The sequence below is a fragment of the Clostridium sp. LIBA-8841 genome, assembly GCF_057782475.1.
In genome coordinates this window covers 2856664-2876159 of record NZ_CM173488.1, presented here as the reverse complement: position 1 = coordinate 2876159, position 19496 = coordinate 2856664, and the positions used below count along the sequence as shown (strand labels likewise).

Annotated in this window: 18 protein-coding genes and 1 pseudogene; 15 read left to right on the top strand and 4 right to left on the bottom strand. The window is 28.7% G+C overall.

Annotated features, from left to right (window positions below; genetic code table 11):
- Window positions 1-8: 8 nt before the first annotated feature.
- The 12 genes and pseudogenes from recN to scpB all read left to right on the top strand — a co-directional run bounded on the left by recN (window position 9) and on the right by scpB (window position 13080).
- Entirely contained in the window at window positions 9-1706 is a 1698-nt protein-coding gene (recN, locus tag AC2A4K_RS12540) for a DNA repair protein RecN (protein ID WP_322502828.1), read from the top strand.
- A gap of 197 nt (window positions 1707-1903) precedes the next feature.
- Window positions 1904-3070 (top strand): SpoIVB peptidase, encoded by a 1167-nt coding sequence (gene spoIVB, locus AC2A4K_RS12535; protein WP_322502827.1) that lies wholly within the window; start codon window positions 1904-1906, stop codon window positions 3068-3070.
- A gap of 171 nt (window positions 3071-3241) precedes the next feature.
- On the top strand, window positions 3242-4072 hold the full coding sequence (spo0A, locus tag AC2A4K_RS12530) for a sporulation transcription factor Spo0A (protein ID WP_322502826.1): 831 nt from the start codon (window positions 3242-3244) through the stop codon (window positions 4070-4072).
- A 216-nt stretch (window positions 4073-4288) separates the two neighbouring features.
- A complete protein-coding gene (locus AC2A4K_RS12525; protein WP_322502825.1) occupies window positions 4289-4603 on the top strand; it encodes a hypothetical protein in 315 nt (104 codons plus the stop codon).
- Window positions 4604-4750: 147 nt separating this feature from the next.
- Window positions 4751-5281, top strand: a complete 531-nt coding sequence (locus AC2A4K_RS12520) for an NUDIX hydrolase (protein WP_322502824.1) — start codon at window positions 4751-4753, stop codon at window positions 5279-5281.
- A gap of 441 nt (window positions 5282-5722) precedes the next feature.
- On the top strand, window positions 5723-6343 hold the full coding sequence (spoIIM, locus tag AC2A4K_RS12515) for a stage II sporulation protein M (protein WP_322502823.1): 621 nt from the start codon (window positions 5723-5725) through the stop codon (window positions 6341-6343).
- Between the two features lie 49 nt (window positions 6344-6392).
- On the top strand, window positions 6393-7265 hold the full coding sequence (locus AC2A4K_RS12510) for a site-specific tyrosine recombinase (RefSeq protein WP_322502822.1): 873 nt from the start codon (window positions 6393-6395) through the stop codon (window positions 7263-7265).
- Window positions 7266-7493: 228 nt separating this feature from the next.
- Window positions 7494-7883 (top strand): YxeA family protein, encoded by a 390-nt coding sequence (locus tag AC2A4K_RS12505; RefSeq protein ID WP_322502821.1) that lies wholly within the window; start codon window positions 7494-7496, stop codon window positions 7881-7883.
- A 247-nt stretch (window positions 7884-8130) separates the two neighbouring features.
- Window positions 8131-9432 carry a pyrimidine-nucleoside phosphorylase gene (locus AC2A4K_RS12500; RefSeq protein ID WP_322502820.1) on the top strand — a complete coding sequence of 434 codons (1302 nt, stop codon included), beginning with the start codon at window positions 8131-8133 and terminating at the stop codon, window positions 9430-9432.
- Between the two features lie 309 nt (window positions 9433-9741).
- Window positions 9742-10950, top strand: a pseudogene (locus tag AC2A4K_RS12495) (D-alanyl-D-alanine carboxypeptidase family protein); the annotation flags it as partial.
- A gap of 803 nt (window positions 10951-11753) precedes the next feature.
- Window positions 11754-12500 (top strand): segregation/condensation protein A, encoded by a 747-nt coding sequence (locus tag AC2A4K_RS12490; protein ID WP_322502819.1) that lies wholly within the window; start codon window positions 11754-11756, stop codon window positions 12498-12500.
- On the top strand, window positions 12493-13080 hold the full coding sequence (scpB, locus tag AC2A4K_RS12485; RefSeq protein ID WP_322502818.1) for an SMC-Scp complex subunit ScpB: 588 nt from the start codon (window positions 12493-12495) through the stop codon (window positions 13078-13080). Before AC2A4K_RS12490 ends, scpB begins: the two co-directional genes overlap by 8 nt.
- A 262-nt stretch (window positions 13081-13342) precedes the next feature.
- Here scpB and ytfJ read toward each other — a convergent pair whose 3' ends face one another.
- Both ytfJ and AC2A4K_RS12475 read right to left on the bottom strand, forming a co-directional pair.
- On the bottom strand, window positions 13343-13759 hold the full coding sequence (ytfJ, locus tag AC2A4K_RS12480) for a GerW family sporulation protein (protein ID WP_322502817.1): 417 nt from the start codon (window positions 13757-13759) through the stop codon (window positions 13343-13345).
- A gap of 57 nt (window positions 13760-13816) precedes the next feature.
- Window positions 13817-14392 carry a DUF2953 domain-containing protein gene (locus AC2A4K_RS12475; RefSeq protein ID WP_322502816.1) on the bottom strand — a complete coding sequence of 192 codons (576 nt, stop codon included), beginning with the start codon at window positions 14390-14392 and terminating at the stop codon, window positions 13817-13819.
- A 148-nt stretch (window positions 14393-14540) separates the two neighbouring features.
- Here AC2A4K_RS12475 and AC2A4K_RS12470 point away from each other — a divergent pair, with 148 nt between their 5' ends.
- Entirely contained in the window at window positions 14541-15416 is an 876-nt protein-coding gene (locus tag AC2A4K_RS12470; protein WP_322502815.1) for a D-alanyl-D-alanine carboxypeptidase family protein, read from the top strand.
- Window positions 15417-15488: 72 nt separating this feature from the next.
- Here the strand turns inward: AC2A4K_RS12470 and AC2A4K_RS12465 are convergent, their stop codons facing one another.
- Window positions 15489-16331: a P-loop NTPase family protein gene (locus tag AC2A4K_RS12465; RefSeq protein ID WP_322502814.1), complete on the bottom strand. Its 843-nt coding sequence runs from the start codon at window positions 16329-16331 to the stop codon at window positions 15489-15491.
- 193 nt (window positions 16332-16524) lie between these two features.
- Here AC2A4K_RS12465 and AC2A4K_RS12460 point away from each other — a divergent pair, with 193 nt between their 5' ends.
- Entirely contained in the window at window positions 16525-17505 is a 981-nt protein-coding gene (locus tag AC2A4K_RS12460; RefSeq protein WP_322502813.1) for a sulfide/dihydroorotate dehydrogenase-like FAD/NAD-binding protein, read from the top strand.
- Between the two features lie 258 nt (window positions 17506-17763).
- On the top strand, window positions 17764-19041 hold the full coding sequence (locus AC2A4K_RS12455) for an FAD-dependent oxidoreductase (RefSeq protein ID WP_322502812.1): 1278 nt from the start codon (window positions 17764-17766) through the stop codon (window positions 19039-19041).
- Window positions 19042-19212: 171 nt separating this feature from the next.
- Here the strand turns inward: AC2A4K_RS12455 and AC2A4K_RS12450 are convergent, their stop codons facing one another.
- Complete coding sequence (locus AC2A4K_RS12450) at window positions 19213-19392, bottom strand: hypothetical protein (protein WP_322502811.1); 180 nt, start codon at window positions 19390-19392, stop codon at window positions 19213-19215.
- Between the last annotated feature and the right edge of the window lie 104 nt (window positions 19393-19496).

Below are 19496 nucleotides of genomic sequence, written 5' to 3'. Positions count from 1 at the left end.
GGAGAAGTGTGCTTTTACAATTAACTATAAATAACTTTGCTTTAATAGAAAAAGCATCTTTAGACTTTAAAGAAGGATTTACTATTTTATCAGGAGAAACTGGAGCAGGTAAGTCTATACTTATAGATGCTATAAATTATGTTCAAGGAAGTAAGTTTAACAAGGACTTAATTAGAACTGGAGAAGAAAAGACTTTTGTAGAGGCTGTATTTTCTATAGATGACAATGAGAGATTAAAAGAGACTTTAGATGAACTAGAAATAGAATATGATGATACTTTAATAATTTCTAGAGAAACCTTTACTAATGGTAGAGGCAATATAAAAGTAAATGGTAGGAGTATAATAGTAACTACATTAAAAAAAATTAGTAGTACACTCCTAGATATTCATGGTCAACATAATAATCAAAATTTATTAAATAAAGAAAATCATATAATATATTTAGATGATTTTGGAGATGATAAACTAAGTGGAGATTTAAAGGAATATAGCGGAAAATTTTCAGAGCTTAAAGAAATTGAGAGACAAATCAGTGAGTTAAGTAATGAAGGTAAGGATGAAAAACTTTTAAATTATTTAGAATATCAGTTAAATGAAATTGAAGAGGCTAAACTTAAAAAAGGAGAAGAGGAAGAATTAACTGAAAGATTTAATGTTTTATCTAATGCAGAAAAAATAAAAAATTCATTAGGGATCTCCTATAACCTTTTAAATGGAGTTGAAAATAGTGTCTTAGATTCCTTATCAGTAGTAAATAGAGAACTTTCAAATGTTGAAGAACATTTAGAAAAAATAAAAAACATAAATTCTAAGATGATGGAAATGTATTATGAAATACAAGAGATGGCAAGAGAACTTAGAGATATATGTGATGAAAGTGTTTATGATGGTAATGAGTTAGAAGATATAAATAGCCGTATGTTTAAAATAGCTACTTTAAAGAAGAAATATGGAAATAGCATAGATGAAATCTTAGAGTATAAAAAGAATATTTCATCTCAAATAAATAATATTAAAAATTCAGAAAAAATAATTGAAGAGCTTTTACATAATAAAAGCAAAGTTGAAATTGTCTTAGGTGAAATAGCAAGTAGAATTCATGTAAAAAGAGAAGAACTTGCTAAAGTATTAGAAGAGAATATTCACAAGGAATTAGCTTATGTTGGATTAGGAAAATGTAGGTTTGAAGTTCTTATTGAAGAGGATGAAACTTTTAATTCCAAAGGAAAGGACAAGGTTCAGTTTCTTATATCAACAAACCCAGGTGAACCTTTAAAGCCTATGGAAAGAATAGTTTCTGGTGGTGAGCTTTCAAGAATAATGTTAGCTTTAAAGGCTGTATTTATTGATAAAGATAAGATTCCTACTGTTATCTTCGATGAAATTGATACAGGTATAAGTGGAAGAATAGCGCAATCTGTTGGAGAAAAGATGTATGAAATATCTACAAAGCATCAGGTTTTTTGCATAACACATCTTCCTCAAATAGCAAGTATGTCTGATAATCATTACATGGTTAGAAAGAATGTTATAGATAATAAAACTTTTTCAAAGGTTGAACCTATAAGTTACGAGCAAAAAATAGAAGAAGTTGGTAAAATGCTAGGCGGCGTTGAGATGACAAGTAATACATTACTGAGTGCTAAAGAAATGATAGAGTTAGCAAATACAAAAAAAGAAACAATTAAGACTTTTCATACATAATAATGTGGTTTTTAATACAAAATAGAACTGTTAAACAGTTCTATTTTTTTTTATTTTAAAACTATTATGAGAATTTTAGTATATAATATGAGAATTTTAGTATATTTTAATTTGATTTGGCTACAATAACAAAGTTAATACAGGATATTATGATTTTGAAAGGGGCAAATTAAGAATAGAAAAGGAGGAGATAGTTAATGAAAAATATTAATAAAAGAATAAAAAGTATATCAATAATAATGATTTCTTTAATATTACTTTTATCCTCTGTATTATTTGCAAGGGATTATTCTGGAAGTAATAATGTTTTTGCAAGTACTAATTTCTATTCTTTAAGTTCTAGAACAAATAATAAGGATGAAAAGTTTAAGAACAGATATGGCGTAGCTCTAGTAAATAAGGAACAAGAAAAAAAAGATATAGAGTTATGCGCTGGAGGGAACTCAGTTGGTGTAAGGGTGTCTACAGATGGTGTATTAGCAGTAGGGTATTCAGATTTAACAACAGCTAATGGAGAAGTATCAAGTCCAGCTCAAAATGGTGGCATACAAATTGGTGATAGACTTTTATCTGTAAATGGAAAGAAAATAAAGAGTTCAAAAGATCTATCAAAAAAAATTAATGAAAATAAATCTGAAAATGTTGAAATATTGTTAGAGAGAAATGGTGAAGAAATAACCAAAAATATAAGTTTAGCAAAAAATCAAGATGGAGATTATAAAATAGGTCTTTGGGTTAGAGATTCTACTGCCGGTGTAGGTACACTTACTTTTTATGACAAGGAAAGTGGGAAATATGGTGCAATAGGTCATCCAATAACAGATAGTGAAACAGATAAAATTCTATCAATTAAAAATGGAGATCTTTTAAATTCATCAATAATAAGCATAAAAAAAGGAGTAAAAGGTAATCCAGGCGAATTAAGAGGAATTTTTTCTAATGAAAAAACACCTATAGGAGATGTTACAGGAAATACTCAGTGTGGAATATTTGGTAGTATGAATAAAGAAAGTTCTAAAAATATTAACAATAAGACTTATAAGGTTGGATGGAGAGATGAAATTCAACCAGGAGCAGCTCAAATAATTACAACTATAGATGAAGAGGGACCTAAATTATATGACATTGAAATAGTTAAACTTAATAAACAAGATACTATTAGTACTAAGAGTATGATCATAAGAATTACTGATGAAAGACTTTTAGAGAAAACTGGTGGGGTTGTTCAAGGTATGAGTGGAAGTCCAATTATACAAGGTGATAAGATAATTGGTGCTGTAACACATGTTTTAGTTAACAAGCCGGAAATTGGATATGGGATATATATAGAATGGATGTTAAAAGATGCTCAAATTATACAATAGAAAATAAGTGAGATTAATGTAAATATGTGTTATAATAAATACTAGAAAATTAACTGAATTTTTTAGTATTTATTTTTTTTAAAAAGGAAATAAATAAGTTTTGTCGAATATAGTTAAGGTATAAAGAATGTAAAAAAATGGATATAGTGAATTGTTTAAGGAGAGGGAAGCATGAAAGAATCAAAAATATCTGTATTAATTGCTGATGATAACAAAGAGTTTTGCAATATTCTAAATGACTATTTATTAAGTCAAAGAGATATTGTTGTTACGGGAATAGCAAAGGATGGATTAGAAGCTTTAAAACTTATAGAAGAAAAACAACCAGATCTAGTTGTATTAGATATAATTATGCCACATTTAGACGGATTAGGGGTACTTGAGAGAATAAATTCTCTAGGATTAGAAAAAGCACCAAGAGTAATAGTATTATCTGCTGTTGGACAAGATAAGATAACTCAGAGAGCTATAACTTTAGGAGCTGATTATTACGTTGTTAAACCATTTGACATGGATGTATTCACAGAACGAATAAGACAAATGTTCAATAGCACAATTTCAGAGGAGACTGCTCCAAATAAGCCAACAATGAGTGTTCTTGAAGGCAAAAAAAATGAAGAGTCAGTTTCAGAAGATAACAAGGAGCCAATGGATTTAGAGGTTGAAATAACTAGTATAATCCATGAAATAGGAGTTCCTGCGCATATAAAAGGATATATGTATTTAAGAGAAGCTATAACTATGGTTGTTAATGATATGGAATTATTATCAGCTATAACTAAGGAGTTATATCCTTCAATAGCAAAGAAATACAACACTACTGCAAGTAGAGTTGAAAGAGCAATAAGACACGCTATAGAGGTTGCTTGGGGAAGAGGCCAAATAGATGCTATAAATAAAATATTTGGACATACTATTCACAATGATAAGGGTAAACCAACAAACTCAGAGTTTATAGCTATGGTTGCAGATAAATTAAGACTTAAAAATAAAGTATCATAATATAAAAAATTTATTAGAATTAACTTTAGTATAAATATAGTTTTTATGTTTATATTCATAGAAAAAGCACTTTTTATCAGCTAAGTTCTTGCGTGGTAAAAAGTGCTTTTTTGTAGAAACAAGAAGTAGTCATATTAAATAATCCTAAATTACTTTTTTATTAAGATATAGTCTTGATTAAAAATAAATTTTACGTATAGATAGGAGGGGATTAATATGAGAAAAGCCTTATATATAGAAGGTGTTGAAAAGAAAATTATATTGGCTAATTGTATAACTAAGTCGGAGTATGAAAAAATATATAAGGGTAACTTATCTTGTCCAATAGATGGATGTAAAGCAAGACTTGGGTTTAGAGAAGTAAAAAAGATAAGAGATGGTAAATATTTTTATACATTACCTAAGAATAAGCACATTGAAGGATGTCCTAATGGGATTATGAGAAAAAGAAAAAGGTTAAGAAGAAAAAATATTAAAATTGATAATACTATGAATAGTGATTTTTCTCAATTATCATTTGGAGATTTATAATTTCATAGGAGTAGAAATTTGATAACAGTTTTAAAATATAGTAATAATTAAAAATATGGTTCTGTTTTAAAGAAATGTTGATTTTAAGTTAGCTCTTCAGATCTAGCTTAAAACAGAGTCAAAAATATTTATAATAAGGTGAGAGTTATGGATTTATACGAAAAAACTTTAAATGAAGAGAGTGTATTTAAATGTTCCTTTATGGAGGTTATTAAACAGCAAGTTAAGTTACCAGATGGCAATGAGGTTGAAAGAGATATTGTTAAACACTCACATGGTGTTTGTGTTATTGCATTTAATGAGGATGGAAATATTCTTATGGTAGAACAGTTTAGAAAGCCATTTGATAGAGTATTTTTAGAATTACCAGCAGGAAAGGTTGATCAAGGAGAAAACTTAGAAGAGGCAGCTTTAAGGGAACTTAAAGAAGAAACAGGATACTCTGCTAATAACGTGATATACTTAGGGAAAATAGCTCCATCACCAGGGTTTTGTGATGAAGTAGTTCACTTATATAAAGCCCATGAACTTAAAAAAGGACAAACAAACTTTGATGATGATGAATTTTTAAATTTAAAGGAGTATTCCTTAGAAAAAGTTAAAACGATGATTATAGAAGGAAAAATAACTGATGCTAAAACAATAGCGTGCCTATTTTTCTATGAAAATATAAAATAATTAGAAATAAGAACTAAAGTATTTGAATTTACTTTAGTTCTTATTTTTTTAGAATTTATTCTTTCATAAAATAATTAAAATCTAAAAAAAGACCAATTTAAACTAATGCTAAGCCAATTAGCATAAAAGAAAAAGTTTTTATTAGTTTAAAAGTCTCACCATAACCACTATAGAAAAAATCATAAATATTATTGCTAAAAAGTATAGTTAGGATGCCAATAGATATGAAACATAATCTTTTTTTCAATATAAATAACTCCTATTAAATCTTATATTAAAATATACAGACTAAATTAAAAATATATTCTAATAAAATAATTAGTTAGAATATTTTAGCTAGCTTTTTATAAGGCTAAAAATAAATTTTAAAAAGTACGTATCTTTTTATTATGTTAATCATATTCTTTAATAGATAGCTTAATGGAAGGGGAGAGAGGATTTATGAGGATGTTTTTAAGTGGGCTTATGGAGTCATTAAAGGAAAATAAAATCACTTTTTTATGGGTACTTTTATTCTTTTTAGTTGGTATAGTTTTAGGGTCCTATACAGTTTACTACATGAGTGATTTTAATAGGGTTGAGATTACTAATTATTTTAATAACTTCTTAGGATTCTTAAATGGAAATTCAGTGGCTTATACAAGTATTCTTGCTGATAGTATTAAGAATGTTTTACCAATGGTAGTAATAATAATTTTATTAGGTTATACAGCTGTAGGAATTCCTGTAATTCTTATGATGGATTTGGCAAAAGGTTATGTTATTGGATTTACCTTTTCTTTAATAGTTAGCATCTTAGGTGGCAAAGGACTTATGTTAGTATTATCAGGTTTAATGATTCAAAATTTAATTTTTATTCCAATAATAATGTTAATTAGTGTTTTAGCTATAAAACATTCCATGACTAAGCTTAAAATGGGGGGAGCTAGAGACAGAATAAAACTTGATATTAGTAAGACATATTTAAACTTTCAAGGACTTTTGAGCCTAATTATCATATCAGGAATATTAATTGAAACATATATCTCACCTAATTTAATAAGATTAGTAATTAGTAGGTGATTTCTGTAATATAAATAATTATGTAATAACATTTTGGTTAGGAGTTAATATGAAAGATTTAGTAAGCAAATACGAAGTATATCTAGAATCAATAGGAAAGAGAAAGAATACCGTAAGTGCATACATTACAGATGTCTCTATGTATTTAGATTTTGTAGAGGAAAAAGGGCTTAAGGTAGATGAGGATGGATATCCTTTGGTATCTTATGTACAACATCTAAAAGAGAGTCACAAGTCTCCATCATCAATCCAAAGAACTATCATATCTTTAAGAAATTTTTATAATTTCTTAGTGGCAGAAGAATTTTTAAAGAAGGTTCCAAATTTGACTATGAAAAAAGAAAGAGTTGAAAAGAAGAAACCTTTAGTTCTTACTGTTGACGAGATAAACAAAATTATGAACTCCACAAATGCTTTAACTGAAAAGGGGATAAGAGATAAAGCTTTACTAGAACTTATGTATGCAACTGGCATGAAGGTTTCAGAGCTTATATCTTTAAGAGTTGAAGATGTCAATTTGGATTCATCTTTTGTAAATTGTAGAGATAGTAGAGGATACGAGAGACTTATACCAATAGGAAAGGCAGCAAAGGAATCTCTTAAAAGATATATAGTTGTTAGAGAAGATAATTCTAAGGGATCAGACAAGCTTTTCTTAAATATGAGTGGAGAGCCTATAACTAGGCAAGGAGTTTGGAGAATTGTTAAGGAATATGCTGTAATTGCAAATATTGGTAAAGATATTAATTTAAATACCTTTAGACATTCTTTTGCGGTGCACTTATTACAAAATGGAGCTAATGCTAAAGTAGTACAAGAATTACTTGGAAATCAAGTAATGACTTATATAGATATGTACTATGATATTATAAATAATGAAAAAATCAATAATATATATCGAAAGGCTCACCCTAGAGCATAAAAATTTAATGCAGTTATTTATTATTTAGTAGTTAAAAAGCTATCTATAATAGATAACTGCTTTAATTTATGGATAAATATTTTATTAGATATACTTTATTCTTAATTACAAAAATGTAAGAGTAATGTAATAAAGATAAATATTAAAATTTTCACTTTGAATTTATAATGAATTTAGTGATTAAGATAAATGCTTCAAAGAAGAATTATTAAAGGAGTGTGATGAGGTTTGAAGTACATAAAAAGATTAATTATAGGTATTTTTGCAGTATCAATGTTATCAGGAATGATTGGATGTACAAGGCTTAATGAAATAAATACTGAAAAATTTTATGTTAAGATAATACAGGATGGTAAAGAGCATAAAGAACCATATATTAGAGATGGTGAAAAAAAGGATTTCATTTATTATCAATATGAAGATGTAAGTGCTTATGATAAAGATGGAAAAGGAATAAAGGTTAGATTTTCATCAGATAAAAAGCAATTGAGAAAAGATGCCTATTTAGAAATAAGGGTTAAAGATGTAAAAGATAATTCTGTAAATGAGATTACTAGCTATGAAGAAGTTAAACCTGATGAGGTGCCAAGTGCAGCTAAAGCTGAATTAGATAAGTAATAGTAAAAAGAGGAAAGGCTTTCATAAAAGTCTTTTCTTTTTGTAATTTTTAGAGTATTTAAATTGGTATTTGATAAATAAATTTGTGAAATTTTTACGATTTTATAATTAAAAAAAGAATAATTGATTAATTGTTTAAAAATATATTATAAATAAATACGGGAAAGTACTTGTAAATAGGGATTCTCTTTGATAAAATGAAGTTGTGAAAAGGTTACCATGATGTGATGATATGGAGGAAAAACTTATGAGAATGTATGATTTAATATTAAAAAAGAGAAATGGCGGAGAATTAAGTACAAAGGAAATAAATTTCTTTGTTGATAAATATACAAATGGTGAAATACCAGATTATCAGGTAGCAGCCTTATTAATGGCGATATACTTCCAAAAAATGAATAAGAGAGAAACTTCAGACTTAACTATGGCTATGGTTAATTCAGGAGATATATTAGATTTAAGTGAAATTCACGGTATAAAAGTAGATAAGCATTCAACAGGTGGAGTTGGTGATACAACTACTTTAGTTTTAGGACCTATGGTTGGGGCTTTAGGAATTCCTGTGGCTAAGATGTCAGGAAGAGGTCTTGGACATACTGGTGGAACAATAGATAAATTAGAAAGTTTTGATGGATTCTCAGTAGAAATGACTAAGGATCAGTTTATAAATAATGTTAATAATATAAAGTTAGCAGTTGGTGGACAAACAGGAGATTTAGCTCCCGCTGATAAAAAGCTTTATGCTTTAAGAGATGTTACTGGAACTGTTGATAATGTATCATTAATAGCTTCAAGTATTATGAGTAAAAAGATAGCAGCAGGTGCAGATGCTATAGTACTAGATGTTAAGGTTGGAGATGGAGCATTTATGAAAACTCCAGAGGCAGCTAGAGAACTTGCAACTGAAATGGTTGGTATAGGTAAACATGTTGGAAGAAATACTGTTGCCATAATCTCAGATATGGATCAACCTTTAGGATTTGCTATAGGTAATGCTTTAGAAGTTAAAGAAGCTATAGAAACATTAAGAGGAAATGGTCCTAAGGATCTTTTAGAACTTTGTTTAACACTTGGAAGCAACATGGTTGTTTTAGCAGGTGTTGCTAAAGATACTGATGAGGCTAGAAAAATGTTAATGGAAACAATAACTTCAGGAAAAGCAATTGAAAAATTAAAAGAGTTTGTAACAGCTCAAGGTGGAGATGCATCTGTTATTGATGACATATCAAACTTCCACAATGCTAAATATGTAATTCCAGTTAAATCTACTAAATCAGGAGTGGTAAGCAAAATACATGCTGAGAACATAGGATTAGTTGCTATGGAACTTGGAGCAGGAAGAGCTACTAAGGAAAGTATAATAGATTTAGCTGTTGGTATTGTTCTTGAAAAGAAAAGAGGAGATAAAGTTAATGAAGGAGATATCATAGCATATATTCATGCTGATGATGAAGAAAAAGGTAAGAAAGCAGTAGATGGAATACTAGCTAACTATGAAATTTCAGATTCAGTAAAAGATATCCCATTAATATACGATATAGTTAAATAGTATTTAGTTAATAAAATAGCTGTAAAGCTTGTTGGATTCTTGTTAGGTATAGCTTAGATTATAGTTACGCATCACAATCTTTGAAACCATATCTAACAAGGAACCCAACTTGCTTTATATAAATAAATTTCAAAAGTCTTATTATTATATTTAATAGTTTTAAGAGGAGTAGAAATTTAAATTTTAGATGCTCATTATAGATTTTTTCATAAAAGTTATCTTATACGAATTTAGTATAGGATAACTTTTTCTTTTTTGCTTATAATTTATCTCTTTTAGGAGAAAATAAGCAGGAAAGGAGGAGATATTATGAAAAAATACATAAGAAAAATAGCAGCATTTGCAATATTTTTATCTTTATTTAGCATGTTTTCTTCTGTTCTCGTAAAAGCTGAAGAAGCAATAGATGTAGAAGCAAAATCAGCACTTCTCATGGAGGCTAGTACAGGGAAAATAATTTATGAGAAAAATGCTAATGAAAAATTTGCACCTGCTTCAGTAACAAAAATCATGACAATGCTACTTGCCATGGAGAAAGTAGATAGAGGAGAAATGAAACTTTCAGATCAAATCACAGTTAGTGAAACAGCTAAGAAAATGGGTGGAAGTACCATGCTTTTAGATACTGGAGAAATCAGAACTGTTGAGGAGATTATAAAGGGAATTGGTATTGCTTCTGGTAATGATGCAGCTGTGGCTATGGCTGAATATTTAGGTGGAAGTGAAAGTGGCTTTGTTGAAATGATGAATAAAAGAGCTCAAGAGCTTGGAATGAAAAATACTACATTTAAAAACTGCACAGGACTTCCTATTGATGGACATCTTTCAACTGCATATGATATTTCTATAATGTCTAGAGAACTTTTAAAACATCCTACTATATTAAAATATACAGGAACTTATATGGAAACTATATCAGAAGGAAGAAAATCCCCTATTGAACTTGTTAACCATAATAAATTAGTTAGATTCTTTAAGGGATGCGATGGTCTTAAAACTGGATTCACTAATGATGCTAAATACTGTATCTCAGCTACTGCAACTAGGGATGGAGTTAGAATGCTTTCCGTAATAATGGGAGCTCCAACCTTTAAAATCAGAAATAGAGATGCTAGTATGCTTATGAACTATGGTTTTTCTAAATTTGAAAGTAAGCAAGTAGCTAAAAAAGACAGTGACGTTGAACAAATCCCTATGAGTAAAACTGGTGATAAGTTTATCATAGGAAAGGCTAAAGATGATTTAACCATAGTTTATCCAAGGGGCATGGGTGATAAAGTAGAAAAGAAAATTGTTTTAGATGAAAGCAAGACAAAGGTTAAGGAATTTGAGACTGTTGGATACTGTGAATATTATTTAGATGGAGAACTTTTAGGTAAAGTGGATCTATATTCAGATAGAGACATGAAAAAAGGTGGAATTATTGACAGTGTTAAATTTAAGGTTAAGAATTTCTTTAATAGTGAAGAGGAAGATAAAGTAGAAGAGAAGAAAGAAGATGAAAAGACTAACGGAAAAGTAGAAAATGATAAGTCTAAAAATAAAAATGATATAAAAGAAGAAAAAGCAAATGCTCCAAGTATGGAAAAAGAAGATAAAAAAATTAAAGAAGAAAAAGCAGAAAAGATAAGAGATGCAAAGACAGATGATAAAAAACAAGACGAAAAAAATAATGCTGAAGAAGACTAAAAATATATTTAAGTTATATTAAGATAGGGAATTATTATGAAAGATAAAAATGTAACTAGAAAAGAACTTGAAAATTTAGTTGAATTATTGAATAAGAGAGCAAAAGATAAAAGTAAAACAAATAAAAATAATTAGATTTTTAAATTATTAGACATTTTGAGTGGTTTGATTTAGAATTAAACATAAATATTCATTAGCTAAAAAGAGTAACAACTGGCATATAGTCTACCTATGCCAGTTGTTTTTTTATAAGTCTATATTTGAGGTGAATGTTGATTTTTAGATAGCCCTTCAGAACTACTTAATTTTGCAAAGTATTGCAACCATCTACTCCAGAATAATAGCTAAAGCTTTTAAACTCGCTACGCTCAAACAGAAAAAGCTTCTTAACGCTATTATTCCTACGTATATGAATGCAATACTAGATGCTCATTAAGATGGTCTTACAGTTCTATCTAAAAATCAACACTAGCCTCAAATATAGTAAACTATATAAAGGTATATTAATAGATTAAAAAAGGATAAGGTTATTAATGGTAACTTTAGCTTTATCAGTGATGTTCATTGCTTTTTTAGGGGATAGTTGTTATGATATTATGTGAAGTTTTGAATAGTAGGAGAAAAAATAAACTATGGAGATGCCAATTATCAAACTTAAAAACTTTGATGGACCTTTTGATTTGCTTTTGCATTTAATCAAAAAGAATGAAATGAGTATTACTGAGATAAAGATTCATGAAATCACAAAACAGTATTTAGAATATATAGCCTTAATGAAGGAACTTGATTTAGAGATAACTTCAGAGTTTATAGTTATGGCAGCCACTTTAATAGAGATAAAATCTAAGTCCTTACTTCCTAAGATGAAAGTTGAGGATGAGGTTGATGAGGAAGACCTTCAAAAGATGTTAATGGAAAAACTTCAAGAATATAAAAAGTTTAAGAAAATAAGTGCTTATTTAAGAGAAAGAGAACTTTCTACTGGAGAAGTATTTACGAAGAAAGCTGAAATTATTGAGGTTGAAGTGGACAACAAACTTGATGAAGATTACTTTAAAAATATAACTATGCTTGATCTTTATCAGCTTTATAATAATTTAATGAGAATTTACGGTGAAAAACAAAACGTAAATGTCATGGAAAAAAAGATAAGTGTAGATAAGTATAAGATTACTGATAAAATTAATTTCCTAAGGGACAAACTAAATGAAAAGAGTGTTATTAGATTTTCTGAGTTTATACCACAATGTGAATGTAAGTTAGAAGTAGTTGTTACTTTTATGGCTATGCTTGAACTCATTAAAAGAAGTGAAGTTAAAGTTGTTCAGTATGAAAACTTTGGAGAGATTATGATGGAGAAGGTGATAGTTAATGAGTGATATAAACCAAATAGAGTTTAGCGAGATTTCTAGAAAAGATGAACTTATGTCTATTATAGAATCTCTTTTATTTGTTAGTGGTGAACCACTAGCTTTAAAAGATATATGTAGAATAGTAGAAGAAGATTTTAAATATGTAGAAGATTTAATGAGAGAGCTTATGAATATATATAATGGAGATGGAGCAAGAGGGATAAAGCTTATTAGTTTAAATGGAACTTATCAACTTGTTACTAAAACTAAAAATAGTGAGCATGTTCAAAAGCTTCTAAAAAAGAATGTTAGACAATCATTATCTCAAGCTTCTTTAGAAAGTTTAGCTATTATATGTTATAAGCAACCTATCACTAGAGTAGAGATAGATGAAATAAGAGGAGTTAAGAGTGAAAGTGCTATACAAAGGCTTGTTGAAAAGAACCTAGTTGAAGAAACCGGAAGATTAGAAGTACCAGGAAGACCTATACTTTATGGAACTACAGATGAGTTTTTAAGACATTTTGCTTTAAATGATTTAGGTGATCTTCCATCTATAGAACTTTTTAGTGATGAAGAAGATGAAGTAGCAGCGACAGAAGAATAAATTTAAAAGGTAGAGAAGAAATAAACTTCTCTACCTTTTAGTATTTTAATAGCAAAAGTAACTCACTAAATTATTAAGTTTCTTAATTTCTTACTCCCTGCGAAGTAAGAAGTTTAGGTTTTAGGTTGTTTTATTATGGAGTTTGGTTAATTGATTTTATTATATTAGAGGGTATTTATCTATAATAGAGAACTCTTAAATAAAATCAGGAATATTTTATTAGAAACTATTTAGTGAGTTATATAAAGCTATAGCAGGCGCTTTAATCGCAATCACAAGACTCCTTTTTAAAATCTTTTTTATTATAATTTATGTCCTTAAATATTTCTATTATTTGTGGTATACTATCTACTATTCTGTCATAAGTATTAGTTTGATTTACAGGAAGAAGTCTTACAGAATCTCCTTTTAAAACTAAGAATGCAACTGGTTTTACGCTAACACCAGCTCCAGAACCTCCCCCAAAGGCAAATCTATTTTCTTGCTTTTCTTGCTCTTTATTTGGAATTTCTGAGCCACCAGAAGCGAAACCAAAAGATACTCTTGAGATTGGAATTATGTAGCTTCCATCTTTAGTTTCAATTGCATCTCCAATCACAGTATTAACATCTATCATGTCACGAAGATTTTCCATTGTTGTGCCCATTAAATTCTCTATTGGGTGATTTGAGTTTGTCATTTTAAAAACCTCCAAAAATATATTTTGAGTTTATGCCATTTAAAAATAGAATATTTCCTACTTTGTTAAGCTTATTAAATATATAAAGCATATATATATAATTTGAGCGAAATTTGTGGTAATTATACCTTCAATTTCAAAAGATAAGGAATTATTATCATTAAATTCAGGTTTTATATCTTTAGAAAATTTTTTTAAGTTAAAAAATGAATCAAAAATTAAAAATAATAAAGATAAAATTTGATGTATAAATCCATAGGTTAAAGCAGTTAAAGCAGCATCTTCTGTTGAATATGTTAAATCAAATGAAAATTTAAAAGAAGGTTTAAATCTATTTGCAATCAATGATTTGATTAATCTAGTTACATTTATTCCATAATCGGTTTTTAAAAGCCTTTTTTTTTCATCTAAAGGTTTCTTAGAAGATTTTTGTGAAGGAGATTTTTCACAGTATTCTTTACACTGTTTTTTATGTTTATATTTAATAAATCTATGTAAAGAAAATACTTTGAATTTATAAAAATAAATATTTAGATCTTCTTCTGAAGCAAGTACTTTTATTTTAATTTTAATTGGACAAAATATTAGAACTAGAAGTAGGAATAATATAAAAAATAAAAAAAATTTCAGCACGCCATGAACCTCCTTAACATCTATACATTATTGTCAATAATAGCTTAAATTATCCAAGAATATACTAGGTTATTAAATTTATAACTTGGAAAACTAATAAAAGAAGATTTGATAGAGAAAAAAGCTTAGTTTTAAGGAGGGATATTTCATGAAAAAGAAGATTTCAATTCTTATGATTTTTTTTATAGCAATATCTATGAACACTAATGTTATTGTTCTTGGAAAAGGAATTGAAATTCCTGAGAAAGTTTCAATACAAACGTTAGATGTTAAAGATGGGGAGGGAAAACCCTGTAAAGATATTGCTCGAGATGCTCATTTTGCTATTGCTTATGATGCTAAAAATAAAAAGATTTTATTTGAAAAAAGTGCTTTTAGAAATGTACCAATGGCTAGTACAACCAAGATACTTACAGCCTTAGTAGCTATAAATTATTGTGATTTAGATGAAGAAGTTACTATATCAAAAACAGCAGCAAGTATTAGAGGATCTAAAGTTGGATTTAGAGCTGGAGAGAAGGTTACTATGAGAGAACTTCTTTTTGGTCTTATGTATAAATCAGGGAATGATGCAGCTATTGCTATTGCAGAGCATATTGGAGGTAGCGTAGAAGAATTTGCTATACTTATGAACGATTTTGCTAGAATGCTTGGTCTTAAAGATTCGAATTTCCAATCTCCTCATGGATTAGACAGCCAAATGCACTTTTCATCTGCTTATGACTTAGCTGTTTTAATGGCAAAGGCTATGGAAGAACCATTCTTTAGAGAGATATCAGGAACTAAGGAAGTTGAAGCTTCAAAGTATGAATTTACTAGAAACTACAACAACATAAATAAAATGTTATGGAAATTACCAAATGCCAATGGAGGAAAAACAGGCTATACTGGCCAAGCAGGAAAATGCTTAGTAAGTTCAGTAGATCATAATGGAAGAAACATAATTATAGTTGTTTTAAATTGTCCAACTAGATGGGAAACTACTGAAAAGATTTATAATTATGTAAAAGAAAATTATTCTTAAAATAAAAGGTGTTATATCAAGAGTAACTTAAGATAAAGCTTTGATATAACACCATTTTTGTTTTAAAGTTTGTTATAAATGTTCTTGTAAAATACATTGTAGTTCTTTATTTAATATTTCTTTATTGAAAGTTGAATTGTTTATTTTATATTTAGTTAGGGAAAGTTCGTTATAAATTTCATCCTCAAGGACTTTTCTAGTTTCAAGTATTTCTAAAGTACCTTCTAAATCTTTAAGTTCAAAGTATGATCCATATCCTTGTTCTGTATAGTATATTTTAAATCCTTCAAACCAGTCTTCTGGTCTTTCTTCAATAACTCTACTAAGTGCATCTTCTATGTCTTCTTGATTTACATAGATTAAAATTGGTTTTAAAGGAGTTATTATTTTTTCAAGTTTTTTTACAAAGTTTAGAGTAACATCTTTTTTGGCATTATCTCTAACCATAGTAACTGTTACTGGATTTTGAATAAAGCAACATTCAAAAATTGTTATTTCATCTTTATCCTTACTAGAAGAAACAAAGTTAGTCCATCTTTTTAATATTAGCTTTTCATGAAGTTCTAAAGGTAAATTATATATATCTTTTTCTTTAATATCATTAAGCAAATCACTAGGAATATATACATTATCTTCTTCAATAGCTTTTCTATAGTGAATAAGATATCCATGATAAAATTCCTTTTTAAGTTTATCTAATAATTTTTTATAATCACTATATTTTTCTATAAGATTAACGAATTCTTTTTTTGTGAAATAAGCGAATCCATCAAAATCAGCTGGATGATTATAATCACCTTCAGCATATAATTTAGTGTTTATTCCTTTTTCTCTTAGAATATTGTACAGAGTCTTAGCTGTGGTTGATTTTCCAGAGCCAGGAAGCCCTTCAACAATAATTAATTTGTTTCTCATATATCATCATCCCCTTTTATTCTCATTATAACAAAGAACAGTTAAAACCTTTAAGATGTAAAGGTCAAAGTTTCAAATTTTAGATAAATTTAGGAAAATATTTTAAGAATTAAATATTTATTATAGGATTTTTGTAACAATTTTTAATACAATTGGATATTTTAATAGCAAGAACTTATATGGGAGGGTTTTTATGGATTATGAAGTAATTGATTGTATAGATGCTGGTACGGAATTTTGTCCTTGTCACTTAGCAGAAGAAGGGGAGTGCATACTTTGTTCGCAGCTTCATGGAAAGTGTTTTTGTGATTGTGTAAACTGGAAGGGAGTTTGCATATATGAAGAATTTGCAAGTAATGGATTTAAGGCTAAGGAAGGGAGAAAAACCTTCATCTGTAAGGTTATAGACGCCTTAGAAGTTGAGGATGGACTTTTATTTATTGAGTTCAGTGCACCGCATAAACTTTGTATTGACTTACTTGGACCGGGCAAATTTATTTTTATAAGGACTAAGGATAATCCATTTTTTGATGTACCTATATCTGTTTTAGAATCTGATGCAGATAAAAATATAATAAAAGTACTTATTGAAGTTAGAGGAATAAAAACTAAAAGGCTCTTAAATACAGAGATTGGTGGAGAAATAACAATAAGAGGGCCTTATTTTAATGGAGTTTTTGGAATTAAAAATATAGATTCAACTAAGAACGGGAAGGCCCTTGTACTGTGTAGGGGAATCGGACTAGCACCAGCAGTACCTGTTATTAAAAAGCTAGTCAATGAGGGAAATAAGGTTAAAATTCTTTTAGATAAAGCACCTTTTGAGAATAGTCATATAGAAAAATATTTAGAGGAATACGATGTTGAATATTTACCTATGAATTTAATTACAAAAGGTGAAATATCAGATGAAGCTAAAGAATTTATTAAAAATGAGGGAGCGGATTTAATTCATTGTGCAGGAGCGGATATTTTAACCTATAATCTTATTGAATATTTAAATGATTTAGGTGATGAAACTACTAAGGTATCTTGTTGTAATAATGCAAAGATGTGTTGTGGAGAAGGTGTATGTGGAAGCTGCACAGCTAGATTTGCAGGACATAAAGTAAAGAGGCTTTGCAAGACCCAAAGTGATCCTAGAAAGATATTTGAAGACAGAAGATTTATTTAATAGGTTTAAGTAAAGGATGATTTTTAGATAAACTTTCAGACCTATTTAAAAATAGAATCTAAGTAAAAATGTTCGGTTTGAAATTTAATGTATAAATGAATTAGGCTAAAGAATTTAAAAAAAGTTTAATGAAGCTAAGTTTAATTTGTTGAAAGTTATGAAATAACTTTGATTTATATTAGCTTAAAGTTTCAATGGTTTTAAAGAACTTTAGCTAGGGAACTTCAAAAAAACTTATTTAGAGAAGGGAGAGTTTTTATGAAAGTTATTGTTATTGGTGCTGGATGGTCAGGTGTTGCAGCTGCCATTGAAGCTAAAAAAATGGGAGCAGATGTAATGCTTTTTGAAAAAACAGATTTACTCCTAGGTCTTGGTAATGTAGGAGGAATAATGAGAAACAATGGAAGGTATACAGCTGCGGAAGAACTTATAGCTATGGGAGGGGGAGATTTAATAGAAATAACTGATAAGTGTAGTAGGCATAAGAATATACCTTTCCCAGGACATGAGCATGCTTGGCTTTATGATGTTAACCTTATAGAAGGAGAGGTTAAAAGATACGTAGAAAGTTTAGGCATTGAAACTAAGATGGTTTCTAGAGTTACTGATATTAAACAGGAGGAAGATAAGATTTTAGGTATATACACTAGTGATGGTCAATATTATCCTGGTGATATCTTTATTGAAGCAACAGGTTCAACAGGACCTATGGGGAATTGTTTGAGATATGGAAATGGATGTTCAATGTGTATATTAAGATGTCCATCCTTTGGACCTAGAATTAGTATAAGTGCTAGATGTGGAGTAGAGGATATTCAAGGGGAAAGAGTTGGAGATGAACTTGGTGCATTTAGTGGTTCTTGCAAACTAGCAAAGGAAACACTTTCAGAAGAAATAAGAAAAGAGCTTGATGAAAAGGGATGTGTAGTTATTGAAGTTCCAAAAGAAGATGTAAATTACGATAAGTTAAATGCAAAGGTTTGTCAGCAATATGCTCTTAAAGAGTTTGCAGAAAATGTTGTGCTTTTAGATACAGGACATGCTAAGCTTATGACTACTTATTATCCTCTTGAAAAGCTTAGAAAGATTAAGGGCCTTGAAAATGTTAAATATATTGATCCATATGCAGGTGGAAAGGGTAACTCCATAAGATATTTATCAGTAGCACCAAGAGATGATAATATGAAGGTTAAAGGTGTTACTAATTTATTCTGTGCTGGAGAAAAATCAGGGCTTTTTGTTGGTCATACAGAGGCCATGGTTACAGGAACATTAGCAGGCCATAATGCAGTAAGACAATATCTAGGTATGCCTTCTTTAATACTTCCTAGAGCCACTGTTTTAGGAGATATAATAGCATTCGCTAATGAAGAGTCACAATCTAGAGAAGGAAAGAAAATTAGATATACTTTTGCAGGTTCAGTTTATTTCGATAGAATGAAGAAGTTGGGTCTTTATACTATGGATAAAGAAGAAATTCAAAAGAGAGTATCTCAGCTTAATTTAGATGGAGTTTTTAGTAAAAAGCTTATTTAATTAGAGAATTAATATATAGGTTTAAGTGATAATAGTAGAGTGATTAAAGAAAATAATATAAGGATTACTAATAAAAGTTTAGGCTCTGTTTTAGGTGAATGTTGACTTTTAGCTAGTTTAAAATAAAGTCAAAGTTTAAAATCCTTAGAAATTTCTTTAAACACTCTTTTTTTATTTTTCATCTTTTATGGCTATTTTATAAAATAAGTAAAGAGATATGATTAAAAATAAACAAGGGAAAATATAAAGTACTGGGTTATAAGCAGAAGAACTTGTTGCACTTAAACCATAAAGATAAATAAACATCCATGAAGAACAACATAAAGAAATAATACAAGCTATTAAATTCATACAAGACCTCCCATTCATTAAATAAAAAATATTACATAAATAATATACAAGACCATTTAAGTTATTTTATGTGGGTTTTGTGCAAATAATACATATAAACATTC

What these genes read in the sequence shown, in the direction of transcription:
- AC2A4K_RS12465 (WP_322502814.1), bottom strand. Translation starts at nt 16,331, where the DNA reads ATGAGAAACAAATTAATTATTGTTGAAGGGCTTCCTGGCTCTGGAAAA.
- AC2A4K_RS12490 (WP_322502819.1), top strand. Translation starts at nt 11,754, where the DNA reads ATGGAGATGCCAATTATCAAACTTAAAAACTTTGATGGACCTTTTGAT.
- spoIVB (WP_322502827.1), top strand. Translation starts at nt 1,904, where the DNA reads ATGAAAAATATTAATAAAAGAATAAAAAGTATATCAATAATAATGATT.
- AC2A4K_RS12455 (WP_322502812.1), top strand. Translation starts at nt 17,764, where the DNA reads ATGAAAGTTATTGTTATTGGTGCTGGATGGTCAGGTGTTGCAGCTGCC.
- AC2A4K_RS12450 (WP_322502811.1), bottom strand. Translation starts at nt 19,392, where the DNA reads ATGAATTTAATAGCTTGTATTATTTCTTTATGTTGTTCTTCATGGATG.
- AC2A4K_RS12470 (WP_322502815.1), top strand. Translation starts at nt 14,541, where the DNA reads ATGAAAAAGAAGATTTCAATTCTTATGATTTTTTTTATAGCAATATCT.
- AC2A4K_RS12520 (WP_322502824.1), top strand. Translation starts at nt 4,751, where the DNA reads ATGGATTTATACGAAAAAACTTTAAATGAAGAGAGTGTATTTAAATGT.
- AC2A4K_RS12510 (WP_322502822.1), top strand. Translation starts at nt 6,393, where the DNA reads ATGAAAGATTTAGTAAGCAAATACGAAGTATATCTAGAATCAATAGGA.
- spoIIM (WP_322502823.1), top strand. Translation starts at nt 5,723, where the DNA reads ATGAGGATGTTTTTAAGTGGGCTTATGGAGTCATTAAAGGAAAATAAA.
- scpB (WP_322502818.1), top strand. Translation starts at nt 12,493, where the DNA reads ATGAGTGATATAAACCAAATAGAGTTTAGCGAGATTTCTAGAAAAGAT.
- AC2A4K_RS12500 (WP_322502820.1), top strand. Translation starts at nt 8,131, where the DNA reads ATGAGAATGTATGATTTAATATTAAAAAAGAGAAATGGCGGAGAATTA.
- spo0A (WP_322502826.1), top strand. Translation starts at nt 3,242, where the DNA reads ATGAAAGAATCAAAAATATCTGTATTAATTGCTGATGATAACAAAGAG.
- AC2A4K_RS12525 (WP_322502825.1), top strand. Translation starts at nt 4,289, where the DNA reads ATGAGAAAAGCCTTATATATAGAAGGTGTTGAAAAGAAAATTATATTG.
- AC2A4K_RS12460 (WP_322502813.1), top strand. Translation starts at nt 16,525, where the DNA reads ATGGATTATGAAGTAATTGATTGTATAGATGCTGGTACGGAATTTTGT.
- ytfJ (WP_322502817.1), bottom strand. Translation starts at nt 13,759, where the DNA reads ATGACAAACTCAAATCACCCAATAGAGAATTTAATGGGCACAACAATG.